The 11,979-nt window shown below is 72.0% G+C and carries 8 protein-coding genes; 3 read left to right on the forward strand and 5 right to left on the reverse strand.

Annotation, left to right across the window (positions count from 1 at the left end):
* Positions 1 to 52 precede the first annotated feature (52 nt).
* Both mmuM and IEZ11_RS35215 read left to right on the forward strand, forming a co-directional pair.
* Positions 53 to 970 (forward strand): homocysteine S-methyltransferase, encoded by a 918-nt coding sequence (gene mmuM, locus IEZ11_RS35210; protein WP_189267027.1) that lies wholly within the window; start codon positions 53 to 55, stop codon positions 968 to 970.
* A gap of 155 nt (positions 971 to 1,125) precedes the next feature.
* The gene (locus tag IEZ11_RS35215; protein WP_189267028.1) at positions 1,126 to 2,184 is read left to right on the forward strand and encodes a LacI family DNA-binding transcriptional regulator; all 1,059 of its coding nucleotides are present in this window, start codon (positions 1,126 to 1,128) and stop codon (positions 2,182 to 2,184) included.
* On the opposite strand, the gene IEZ11_RS35220 is transcribed toward IEZ11_RS35215, so the two are convergent.
* From IEZ11_RS35220 to IEZ11_RS35240, 5 genes are all read right to left on the reverse strand, one after another.
* Complete coding sequence (locus tag IEZ11_RS35220; RefSeq protein ID WP_189267029.1) at positions 2,158 to 3,714, reverse strand: carboxylesterase/lipase family protein; 1,557 nt, start codon at positions 3,712 to 3,714, stop codon at positions 2,158 to 2,160. The two genes, IEZ11_RS35215 and IEZ11_RS35220, sit on opposite strands and share 27 nt — an antisense overlap.
* 108 nt (positions 3,715 to 3,822) lie before the next feature.
* On the reverse strand, positions 3,823 to 5,061 hold the full coding sequence (locus IEZ11_RS35225; RefSeq protein ID WP_189267030.1) for an alginate lyase family protein: 1,239 nt from the start codon (positions 5,059 to 5,061) through the stop codon (positions 3,823 to 3,825).
* Positions 5,062 to 5,090: 29 nt separating this feature from the next.
* Positions 5,091 to 8,483, reverse strand: coding sequence for an alginate lyase family protein (locus IEZ11_RS35230; protein WP_189267031.1), 3,393 nt, complete (start codon positions 8,481 to 8,483; stop codon positions 5,091 to 5,093).
* The gene (locus IEZ11_RS35235; RefSeq protein WP_189267032.1) at positions 8,480 to 10,009 is read right to left on the reverse strand and encodes a glycosyl hydrolase family 28 protein; all 1,530 of its coding nucleotides are present in this window, start codon (positions 10,007 to 10,009) and stop codon (positions 8,480 to 8,482) included. Before IEZ11_RS35235 ends, IEZ11_RS35230 begins: the two co-directional genes overlap by 4 nt.
* 171 nt (positions 10,010 to 10,180) lie before the next feature.
* A complete protein-coding gene (locus tag IEZ11_RS35240; protein ID WP_189267033.1) occupies positions 10,181 to 10,318 on the reverse strand; it encodes a hypothetical protein in 138 nt (45 codons plus the stop codon).
* 329 nt (positions 10,319 to 10,647) lie between these two features.
* On the opposite strand from IEZ11_RS35240, the gene IEZ11_RS35245 reads away from it, so the two are divergent.
* Positions 10,648 to 11,976 carry an ABC transporter substrate-binding protein gene (locus tag IEZ11_RS35245; RefSeq protein ID WP_189267034.1) on the forward strand — a complete coding sequence of 443 codons (1,329 nt, stop codon included), beginning with the start codon at positions 10,648 to 10,650 and terminating at the stop codon, positions 11,974 to 11,976.
* Positions 11,977 to 11,979: the final 3 nt, after the last annotated feature.

Below are 11,979 nucleotides of genomic sequence, written 5' to 3' on the forward strand. Positions count from 1 at the left end.
GTGCGACGGCCGTCATGGCGGTTCCGGTGCCCGGTCGACTAGCGTCGGGGGTATGACCAGCGACAACTCCCCCAGCCTCGCCGACGCCCTCGCCACCGGGACGGTCGTGCTCGACGGCGGCATGTCCAACCAGCTGGCGTCCGCCGGGCACGACCTGAGCGACGAGCTGTGGTCGGCGCGGCTGCTGGCCGACCGGCCCGACGCGATCAGCGACGCGCACCTCGCGTACTTCCGGGCGGGCGCCGATGTCGCGATCACCGCCAGCTACCAGGCCACGTTCGAGGGCTTCGGCAAGCGCGGGATCTCGCACGAGGAGGCCGCGCGGCTGCTCGCGCTGAGCGTGGAGCTGGGGCGCGACGCGGTACGGCGGGCTCGGGCGGAGGGGATCGTACGGCCGTTGTGGGTCGCCGCCTCGGTCGGGCCCTACGGGGCGATGCTCGCGGACGGCTCCGAGTACCGGGGGCGGTACGGGCTGAGCGTCGACGAGCTGGAGCGGTTCCACCGGCCGCGGCTGGAGGTGCTGGCCGGGGCGGGGCCGGACGTGCTGGCCCTGGAGACCGTGCCGGACGCGGACGAGGCGGCGGCGCTGCTGCGGGCGGTGCGGGGGCTGGGCGTGCCGGCCTGGCTGTCGTACAGCGTGGCGGGCGGGCGGACGCGGGCGGGGCAGCCGCTGGAGGAGGCGTTCGCGTCGGCGGCCGACGCGGACGAGGTGATCGCGGTCGGGGTGAACTGCTGTGCGCCGGAGGATGTGGACCGGGCGGTGGAGGTGGCGGCGCGGGTGACAGGGAAGCCGGTGGTCGTCTATCCCAACAGCGGAGAGGTGTGGGACGCGGGGGCGCGGGCGTGGACGGGTCGGTCGACGTTCGCCGCCGAGCAGGTGGAGGGGTGGCGGGAGGCGGGGGCCCGGTTGATCGGGGGGTGCTGCCGGGTGGGGCCGGAGGCGATCGCCGGGATCGCCCGGGTGGTCTGAGGAGCGCCGGGGCGCTGGGGAGGTTCGCCGTCGGGGTTCGGACGGTGGGCGGCCGCGGGCCCGGTGGGGGCTGGTCGCGCAGTTCCCCGCGCCCCTTTCGGGGCGCTGTGACGGGGCGCTAAGGTCCCCGTGGGAACCGGTTGGTGGGGGTGGGGTTGACCAGGAAGAGCGGGGCGGGCGGGCGGAGCACCGTTCGCGATGTCGCCGCGCGCGCCGGAGTGTCCGCGTCCACCGTGTCCCGAGTGCTCGGCGGTGAGTACCCCGTCAGCGCGGCCACCCGTACCCGCGTCCTGCGGGCCGTCCGCGAGCTGGACTACGTCGCCGACGCCCGGGCCAGGGCCGTCGCCGGGGCAGGTACGCCCACGCTCGCCTTCGTGCTGGAGGACATCACCGGGCCGTCCTTCGCACACATGGCGTACGGCGTGGAGCGGGAGGCGGCGCGGCTCGGGCATCTGTCGCTGGTGTGCAGCACCGACGGCGATGTGCGGCGGGAGCTGGAGTTCATCGAGATGATGCGCGCCCAGCGGGCCGCCGCCGTGATTCTGGTCGGCGGCGCGGCGGACACGCCCGAGTACCGGGAGCGGACCCGCCGGGTCGCCGACTCGCTCGCCGCTGCCGGGTCGCGGCTCGTGCTGTGCGGGCGGCCGCCGCTCGGGCCCGGCGCGCCGGTGACCGTCATCGAGTACGACAACGAGGGCGGCGCCTACGCCCTGGTCGCCCACGTCCTCGCACAGGGGCACCGGCGGGTGCTGTTCCTCGGCGGGAAGCCGGACCACACGACGGCGATGGGGCGGCAGCGGGGATATCTGGCCGCCCACCGGGCCAGGGGTGTCGAGCCCGACCCCGCGCTGCTGCTGCACGGCGACTTCACCCGGGACTCCGGGCACCGGCTGATGCGGCAGGCGCTCGCCCGGGGGCTGGAGTTCAGCGCGGTGATCGCCGCCACCGACATGGTGGCGGCGGGGGCGCTGACCGCGCTGCACGAGGCCGGCCTGGCGGTGCCGGGCGACGTGTCACTGGCCGGGTACGACGACATACCGTTCGCCCGCGATCTGCGCCCGGCCCTGACCACCGTGCACGTGCCCTACGAGGAGCTGGGGCGGCTCGCCGTACGGACCGCGCTCGGGCACGGCGGGGAGTCGGCCGACGAGCACCTGCTCCTCGGCACGCATGTGGTCGTACGGGACTCAGTGGCGGCGTACGGCGGCCACTGAGCGGCGCAGCCGGCGTACCGCCAGGGCCAGTTCGGCCGTTCGCTCGGGGTGCGGCGGCCCGCCGGGGGTCCAGAGGGCGAACTCCTCGTCCCGCAGGCCGGACACGGTGCGCGGCTCGCCGTCGCCGAGGACCCGGACCGGGCGGGTGTCGTCCCACGGCTGCCAGCCGGGGTCGCCGGTCGTGACGAAGCGGACCCAGGCGCCGTGCAGGGTGTCGGCGAGGTCCTGCGGGGGGCCCTCGCCGGCCAGCCGGGCCGAGTCGGGCGTCTGCCCGGTGTCGAAGACGAAGCCCAGTTCCAGGGCGTGGCAGGCACCGAGGCCGGGGCGGCGGGAGGGCCAGGCGAACTCGTAGAGGTAGGAGGAACCGGGGCGGGCCTCGGCCAGCCGGCGCAGCGGGCGGCGGAGCAGGTGGTCGGTGACCATCTGGCCGACGATCTCGGCGGGGCCGGCCTCGGGGTGCAGGGCACGGTAGCCGCGCGGCACCTCGTGGCCGACGTGGCAGCGGGCCATGGCACCGGCGAGGGCGACCGGGCCGAGCCGGTCGATGTGGTCGACCAGGCCGCCGGGGACCAGCCAGAGCCGGTACTCGTCGCGGGTCCAGCCCATCAGGAGGTCGACGCCGATGGCCGCCTCGCCGTCGAGGAGGGCCTGGAGCGGCTCGCGGGGGACGAGATCGCCGTCGACGACGATCCCGAAGGCGGGGCCGCCGAGGACGGGGCTGCTGAGCCGGCCCACCTCGGCCTGGGTGCGCAGCAGCAGCCCGCGGTCCACCTCGGCGAAGGCCTGGGCGGTGGCGGGGATCCTGAGGCGGCTGGCCATCCGGCGGACCATGCGCCGTACCTTGTCCCGTTCCGCGGCCTCGGGCGGACCGCTCTGCAGCACGGCCCGGTGGATCAGGCCCTGGGCCTGGGGTGCGGCGAGCAGGGCGCCGGCGCTGATGGCGCCCGCGGACTGGCCGCACAGGGTGACGCGGGCCGGGTCGCCGCCGAAGGCCGCGACGGTGTCGTGGACCCAGCGCAGGGCGGCGAGTTGGTCGCGCAGGCCGGGGTTGGGAGGGGTGTCGGGAAACAGTCCGTAGCCCTCCACGCCCAGCCGGTAGTTCGCCGACACGAAGACGACCCCGTCACGGGCGAACGCATGCCCGTCGTACACCGGTACGGCGGAGGATCCTCTGGTCAGGGCGCCGCCGTGCAGCCAGACGAGGACCGGGAGGCGGGCGCCGGGGCCCGGCTCCGGGGTCCACACGTTGAGGTTGAGGCAGTCGTCGCCGGGGACCACCGGGTCGGACAGGTACTGCGCGAACGCCTCCGAGTACGGCGGTTTGGGCGCCGTCGGCCCGAAGGCGCCCGCGTCCCGGACGCCGTCCCAGGGCTCGGGCGGCACGGGCGGACGGAACCGGTGCTCCCCGAAGGGCGGGGCGGCGTAGGGGATTCCCCGGAACACCGCGACCCCGTGCTCCCATCTGCCGCGCACCGCCCCGTACGGGGTGCCGGCCACGGGCCCCGCCGGGTCCCTCCGGTCTGCCGTCATCCGCCCACCAGCTCCTCCCGCCGCGGGTACCAGTACGCCGGTACGACAAGAGCATCACATCCGCTCCGGGTATTCCGGCACACACGGCGGTCGGGTGGCTACGCGCGGCTACTTGGCGTACATCAGGGTGCCGAAGCCGAGCTGGTCGTAGCCGCCGCTGTCGGAGCCGTAGTCACCTCCGCCGCCCTCGGGGGCGACCAGGTCGTAGTACATGGCGGAGATGTACTTGTCGTCGAGGCCGAGGCGCCGGTTGTAGTGGAAGTGGAGCATCGCCCAGACCGGGCGGATCTGGCCGCGGGAGGAGGCCGAGATCGCGGTCTGGGACGACTGGGCGCAGCTCTGCCCGGTGCCCCAGGTGTAGGTGGTGAAGGGGACGTCGTCGCCGATGTTGTACTTGGCGACGTACTGGGCGGCCTTCATGAACCGCCGGCTGTCGTAGGAGTACAGGTCGTCGCCCTGGTTCCAGGCCATCTCGCAGACCGCGCCCATCTGCCCCATGCCCATCACGGTGTGGCCCTGGTCGCGGCCGGACTCCTGCCACTGGCCCAGCGCGTAGCCGTCGGAGTCGGTGTACAGGTAGGGCACCGCGTTGCCGATGGAGCCGTTGCCGGCGCCCGACTTGAAGTAGGTGACGGCCTGGTCGTACTTGGCGGCGTCCTCGTTGAGGATCCCGATGGCCAGGACCGAGGCCATGTTGCACAGGTCCCAGTTGGCCCAGTAGTTGGTGATGCAGGCGTCGTTGTGGTTGGTCAGGAAGCTGTTGTTGAGCGGGTAGAAGACGTTCGCCAGCAGTTCCTGGGCGGCGGCGAGGTCGAAGCCGTCGTAGTCGCGCAGCAACTCGCAGGCGTTGGCGAACTGCCAGCCGTAGAGGCCGGCCGCGAGAAACCGGTCGGCGTCGCCGGTGACCGTGGTCAGTGTCGTGGACCAGGCGTTGAGGATGTTCGCGGCGCACTCGGCGTTGGCCTCGGTGCCGCCGACCTGCCAGCGCAGGGCGTTCTGGTAGGCGGCGGCGAGGTCGCCGTAGAGCAGGCTGTAGTTCTGCCCGGTGCCGCCGCGGACGATCGTGGCGGTGGCCCGGTCGGTCCAGGTCGACTGGGAGTGGGAGTTGGCGGTCAGCCTGTTCCAGCCGGACAGCCAGGGATCGGTGCCGGCGGCGACCCGCACCCTGGCCCGGTTGATGTCTCCGGCGTTGTGCAGCATGCCGGGGTGGGTGAAGGCCGAAGGTGCCGCGTCGGCCACCCGGGGGGCGGTGACCGAGGCGGCGACGGCGAGTGCGGTGGCGGACTTCAGGACCGTGCGGCGGCTCGGTCCGCCGGTGTCCGGCCGGGGTTGTTCGCGGCGGCTCATCGCGATGGTTCTCCTTCGGTGGGGGGAGCTCAGGTGAGTGCGACGCTCACCTCTTCGAACTGCGCGGTGCCGAGGGCCTGCGGGGCGCGCGAGCACACCACGAGGCCCACGTGGTAGGGGGCGTCGCCGAAGGCGGGGATCGCGCCCGTGGCGAGCGTGGTCCAGGTGACACCGGCATCGGCGGAGACGGCGGCGGCGAAGGCGGTCCCGGTGCGCCTCAGCCGCAGCAGCAGGGGCAGTTGGACGGCGGTGGTGCCGGTGAAGGCGGAGGCACCGGCGACGGTCGGCCGCAGCATGAGCTGGGCGGTGCCGCCGCCGGTGACGATCAAGCCGGCCGCCTGGTCGAACGGCGACAGCGACTTCGTCATCAGCAGGCCGACCCGGTCGGCGGTGGCTCCGGAGCGGGAGACGAGGCGGGCGGTGAGCTCGCAGTCCCCGGTGACCTGCTGTCGTACGAACTGGCCGGTCATCCCCTGGCTGTTGGCGTTCAGGTCGAGGCCCGCGCCCCGCACGGTGAAGGTGCCGTCGTGGTACGACGTGCTGCCCTGCGTGGTGACGGCGACCACGCCGAGCGTCCCGAAGGCGCGGTCGTCGAGCACGGTGTCGCCGAGGTCCCCGTAGGTCCACGGACCCGGTGGCGCCGTGCCGACCGTGAGCGCGAGGGTGCCGGTCGCGGTCCCGGAGGCGTTGGCCGCGGTGGTCGTGACGGTGAACTCGCCCGTTCCGGTGGGGGTTCCGGAGATCAGACCGGTGCGCCGGTCGATCCGCAGCCCGCCGGGCAGCCCGTCCGCCGTGAACAGCACGGGCTCGTGCGAGGCCCGCAGCAGTCGCCGGAAATCGTCGCCCTGGTTGGCGAACGCGGCGGAGGCGGAGGTCAGTCGGGGTGCCGCCGGGGTGGGCATCGCAGCCTGCGCGGGCACCGAATGCGGCCCGTGGCCACCGGCGTTGGTCTTCACGACCGTGTAGTGGTACGTCGTTCCCGGCGTCCCGGTCGGGTCGGTGTACCGGACGCGGGTGCCGAAGCCGACCGGGCCGACGCCGGTGGCGAGGGTCCGGTACGGTCCGTCGGCCCGGGGCGCGCGCAGCACCGTGTAGCGGGCGGACAGGTCCGGGTCGCTCCAGGCCAGCTCGACGGCGTCGGCACCGGTGCCGGCCCGCAGGTCGGTGGCGGTGCGGACGGGACGCGGCACGCACCACACCGCGCCGGACGCGGAGACCACGGTGACGTTGTCGAAGGCACCGGTGCCGGTCCCGGCGTAGTCCTCGTCGACGCCCAGACCGGAGGTGAGCACCAGGCCTGCGTACCCGGTGCGTCCCAACTCGACCGCCGTGGAGCCGACTTCGGTCCAGTGGACGCCGTCGGGCGAGATGGCGCCCGTGCAGCGCGTGCCCTTGCGGGTCACACGTACCCAGTAGGGCGCCCGCAGCCGGTAGCCGTCGCCCGCGCCCTCGACCCAGGGCGCCTGCAGCGGGGTCGCCGACTCGGGCAGCGCGCCGAGGTCGGAGAGCGGGAAGGCCGCGTTCACGGTGATCGCCTGCTGCTGGGTGGGCGGCACCGGCGTGCTGCCGGTCGCGGAGACCTCCGCACCGGCCGTCGGCCGTACCGTCCACACCCCGCTCCAGGTGTGCAGCGGCAGCCCCTGGACCAGCATCGAGGCGTGTGCCGCGGCCGCGTCGAGGGAGGCCCGGACCGTGACGCCGATCTTGGAGTACTGCGAGCTGAGCGGCCACACGATCCGTGCGGTGACCGTGCCGTCGCCGCGCAGCGGAAGGTGGACGAGGCGACAGGTGTCGTCGGTGCCGCTCGCCTCCAGGACGAAGCGCTCGCCGTCGAAGGCCGCGGAGCCGGGGATCCTCACGTCCCCGACGTCCTGGGTCGCCCAGGGCCCGGGGAGTCCGGCGGAGGCCGCCGCCCAGGTCGAACTCCCGCTTTCGCCGAGCGGGTTGGCGGCGGTGACGGTGTAGTAGTACGTCCGTCCGGCCCGCACGCCCCGGTCGGTGTACGTCGGCTGTCCGACCCCGGAGGCGATCTCCTCGTACCGGCCGTCCGGGGTGCCCGACCGCAGGACCGTGTACGAGTCGGCCCAGGTCGACGGAAGCCAGGTCAGGCTGACGGACCGGTCCTCCCCCACCGCCGTGACGCCGGCCGGAGGCGACGGCACGGTCGGCGCGGTCGCCGTCGCACCGGCGTAGGCGAAGGTGCCCCAGCTCGGCAGGTCGTCGTTGCTGCCCTCGACGACCCGGGCGCCGCCGCTGCCACGGAAGACGGCGTTCTTCGTGTACGGGGCGTCGAGGCCGCGCACGCCCGCGTAGTGGGCGTACGCCATCTCGTAGATCGGCGGCAGGGTGCCCCGCGAGGTGGCCGAGACGGTCAGCTTGATGTACTTGCCGGTGCGGTCGATGCGGGGGACGAAGGGGACGTCGCCGCCGAGGTTGTAGCGGGCCGCGTACTCGACGTTGGCGAGGATGCGGTTGCCGTCGAAGCCCCAGAGGTCGACGCCCTGGTTCCAGGCGACCTGCGCGGCGTCGGCGAGCAGGCCGACCGCGAGCTGTTCGTGGCCCTGGTCCCGGCCGCTCTCCTGGCCCTGGCCCGCGTCGGTGACGATGCGGTGCGGGACGCTGCCGTTGCCCGCACCGGCCGCGGCGAAACGCAACGCGTCCTGGAAGAGCGTGGGTTCCTCGCAGAACACGCCGATGGCCAGCAGGGACTGGAGGGACGTCAGGTCCCAGTTGCCGTTGGCGTAGAGCGTGTAGCAGGAGAGGGCCGGATACCAGACGCGCAGGAAGGACTCCTCGCAGCGCGCGATGCCGGCCTCGCTCCAGCCGTCGTAGCCGGTGTGGCGCAGGAGTTCGGCCGCGTTGACGAACTTGAAGGCCTGGAGACCGGCGCCGAGCGGGCCGTCGGCCCCGGTGACCGCGGTGAGGGAGGCGGACCAGGCGTCGAGGATGTCGCGGGCCTTGTCGGCGTGTGCGGTGTCGCCGGTGACGGCCCAGATCAGGGCGTTCTGGTAGGCGGCGGCCGAGTCGGCGACCGCCTGGCTCTGGTAGTTGGCCGGGCCGCGGCCCCAGGTGGTGATCTGGCCCGTGTTCTGGACGGTGTAGGTGCTGGCGGAACGGGCGTGGGCCGCGAGTGCCAAGTAGCCGTCGTAGACGGGGGACTGCTGGGCGGCGACCGCGGCCTTCATCCGGTCGAGGTCGTCGGCGGAGTGCAGCAGGCCGGGGTGGGAGAAGGCCACTGCGCCCTGGTCCTGTTCCTCGGCCGCCGCCCGGCCGGGCACGAGCAGCCCGCTCGCCCCCGTAGCCAGCAGCAGGGCCGCGGTACCGCCGAGGAATCCCCGGCGGCTCAGCGGACCCGGTGTACTCGACTCCGGTTCGACCGCGCCCTGAAGGGTTCCAGCGGAGTTCTGTGCGGGGATCGTCATGACGCCGCGGCCGCCTCGGCCTCGGCAGTGGTGAGGAACTTCAGGTTGGTGACGTGCTCGTTGGAGAACCACTGGATCTCGTCCGTGGTGTAGTACCAGCTCGGCTTCTTCATGGAGTCGGCGATGACGACGCCGTTGATCACCAGGTTCTCGAAGGTGACGTCGGTGATGGCGTGTTCGGCGTCGTAGCCGAGGAGGAGCGACGGGCCCGCATGGGTGCCCGTGTAGGTGAGGTTCTTGACGTAGACGTTCTCGATGCCGCGGCCGACCGAGGTGTTGTACTTCGTGTTGTACATGACCTTCATGTAGATGACCTGGCCCCAGCGGAAGTCCTCGATCCGGACGTCCTCGATGCGCACGTTCCTGATGAGGTTGGAGTCGCCGGGGTTGAGGGCGATGCAGCCCTGGTAGTTCATCTGGGGTTCGCGGTGGTCGAGGATGTCGATGTTGCGGATGACCAGGTTCTCGATGGTCTCCGGGGCGTCGGTGTTGCCGTGCGTGCCGATGTTGACCGGGTGGGCGACGTCGGCCCACAGGGAGCAGTTCTGCACGGTGATGTCGCGGGTGTCGCCGTAGTAGTCCCAGCGGTGGGCGTAGATGGCGATGCAGTCGTCGGAGTTGCGCAGGAAGCAGCCGTCGATGAGGACGTCACTGGAGGAGAAGATGTCGATGCCGTCGCCGTTGCCCTTGGAGCTGAAGCCGCGGACCTTCCTGATGCGGACGTTCCGGGCCTCGCCGAGGGTGGTGATGTAGTTGCCGGGATTCATGATGATGACGTCCTCGACCCGGATGTCACTGCTGCCCTCGCAGAGCACGCCCTGGCCGGAGCTCGCCCAGATCATGCCGTGGCCCCTGAGGGCGGCCTTCTCGACGTCCTTGAAGTAGACGGTGGCCTTGAGGACGGCGCCGCCGGCGAGGTACACGGTCTTGCCGCTGGGGACGGTGAGGACACCGCCGGTCACGGTCTGCAGGCCGGGGCCGAAGTAGATGACGTCCGGGTCGTCGGCGGCCGGGACGTGGTGCTCGACGCGGTTGGTGACGAGGTGCAGGCAGTCGAAGATCTCGTCGTTGATCTGGACGACCAGGTCCTTCGGCTCGTCGAGGGTGAACCGCAGGGTGTCGCCGAGGAGTTCGGGCGTGATGCCGTACGAGTCGGGTCTCACCCGGGCCTTGGTGGTGCCGCCCTTGAGGTAGGTCACCTCGACCTCGACGGAGCACTGGAAGTCGAAGTACGCCAGGGAGGAGTTGTAGACCTTGCCGGAGCCGGTGGTGGCGTTGATCTCCTCCAGCTGCGGCCGGTAGATGTCGAGGGTCTGCCAGTCGCCGTCGGGGGCGGTACGCACCCGTACCTGGAAGCTGGTGTTGGTCGGTACGGCGGACGGACGGGGGTAGGTGACCAGCTTCGGGCGGGGCCCGGCGTCGTCGGCGTGGGCGGCGGTCGCGGTCAGGCCGCCCGAGAGCCCGGCGGCAAGCGCGGTGGCGCCCGCGGCTTGCAGGGCGGTGCGGCGGGAGAAGGGCGCGGTCATCGGTGACTCCTTGCAACAGGTCTGCGGGTGGGGCTGCTTGAGGCCGGACGTCGACAGGCCGCGGCCCGGCGGCCGGTGACGGGGGTGTCGGCCGAGGAGACGTGGCTGGTCATCACGGCGACCGCGAGGGGGAAGCGGCCGCTGGACAGCAGGAGCTGCGGCGCGCTGCGGTCACCCCGGGTCCAGTTCCTGGTCCCCCGGGGCCGCGGCAGTGAGGGCCTCGGCCCTGCCCCTCGCGGTGACGGTCTCGCCCGAGCCGTCGGTGAAAGAGCCGCGCCGGCGGACCGGGGCACGGGCACGCGTCTGCATGGGCTACCCACTCTCTGGACGGAGGAGACCGGATGTCGGCTCGGTTGGCAACCGGTTGCTATGGGCGGTGAGGGGAGCTTCAACCCGTAGGAGAGCATCGTCAAGAGGCGCGACAAACTTTCGAAACCGTTCGGCAGCAACCGGTTGTCCATGCCTACCGGTTGCTGCGCACAGACCGTTCGACCGACCGTACGTCGAAAGATTCCGACTCATACCCCTTGCTGGGAGTGGCCGGGCCGTCCTACTGTCCCGTGGAAACCGGTTTCTAAGGCATTGCCGAGCCGCCGCCCTCCATCCCGAGAGCGCCCACCTCCGAAGGAACACGGTCAATGAACTCCACCAGGTTGGTCCGCGCCGCGATCGCGGGTCTCGCGCTGACAGGTCTGCTCTCCGCCTGCGGCGGATCGGACTCCGGCTCCGGCGGCGCCGACTCGGCCTCCGGCCCGGTCACCCTGCCCTTCTGGGGCTGGGCGAACGGCCAGGACGCCGTGGTGAAGGCGTTCAACGCCGCGCACAAGGACGTCCGGCTGAAGTACACGAAGGTCACCGACCAGCTGACCATGCAGAAGCAGCTCACCAACGCGGTGAAGGCGGGCAACGCGCCCTGTCTGGTGCAGAACACCGCCGAGTACGTCACGAGCTGGGTCGCCCAGGGCGCCCTCGCCGACATCACGAAGTACGTCGGGTCGGCCGAGGGCAAGTTCAACTCCGGTTCCTGGTCGGCCGCGCAGGTGCAGGGCAAGCTGTACGGCGTCCCCACCAGCTCCGCGCCGAACTTCACCATCTACCGCACGGACATCTTCCGGAAGTACGGCCTCAAGGCCCCCACCACCTGGGACGAGTTCATCGCGGCGGGCAAGGTCCTGAAGAAGCACGGCATCAGGATCACCAACTATGCCGGTGAGGACCCCAGCACCCTGGAAGTGCTCTCCATGCAGGCGGGCGCCCACTGGTACGCGATCGACGGCGACTCCTGGAAGGTGGACTTCCAGGACCCGGGCACGCTGAAGGCCGCTGCCGTGATCCAGCAGATCATCGACAACGGCCTCGATTCCACGCTGTCGTTCGCCGACTACGCGGCCGTACAGCGCAACTACGACAGCGGCGGCACCGCGACCCGGCAGATCTCCACCTGGCAGATGGCCGGCATGGTGCAGAACTTCACCAAGTCCTTCGGCAAGTGGGCCCTCGCCCCCTGGCCGGCCTTCACCGGCGAGGCCGCGAAGACCCCGGCCGGCACCAACCTCACCGGCAGCGTCACCCTCGTCACCAAGCAGTGCGCCCACCAACAGCAGGCCGCCGAGGCCGCGTTGTGGATGTCCACGGACACCGGCGCGGTGCGGACGATGGCCAGCCCGACCACCGGAAACGGCGTGATGCCCGCCCTCGCCGACAGCAGCAGCTACGTCGACGAGGCGATCTCCCAGAAGCTGCTCGGCCCCAACTACACCCCGGCGAAGAAGGTCGTCACCGACAGCCTGAGCACCGTCACCACCGACTGGGCCTTCGGCCCCGACTGGACCGCCATGTTCACCGAGTTGCAGAGCGGCTGGGCGAAGGTGGTCAGCAAGCAGCAGAAGGTCACCGACCTCCTCGCCCACATGCAGCAGTGGACGGTCGCCGACCTGAAGTCCCGCGGCATCAGCGTCAAGGGCTGAGGC

This window comes from Streptomyces fuscichromogenes (assembly GCF_014645815.1).
GTDB lineage: Bacteria > Actinomycetota > Actinomycetes > Streptomycetales > Streptomycetaceae > Streptomyces > Streptomyces fuscichromogenes.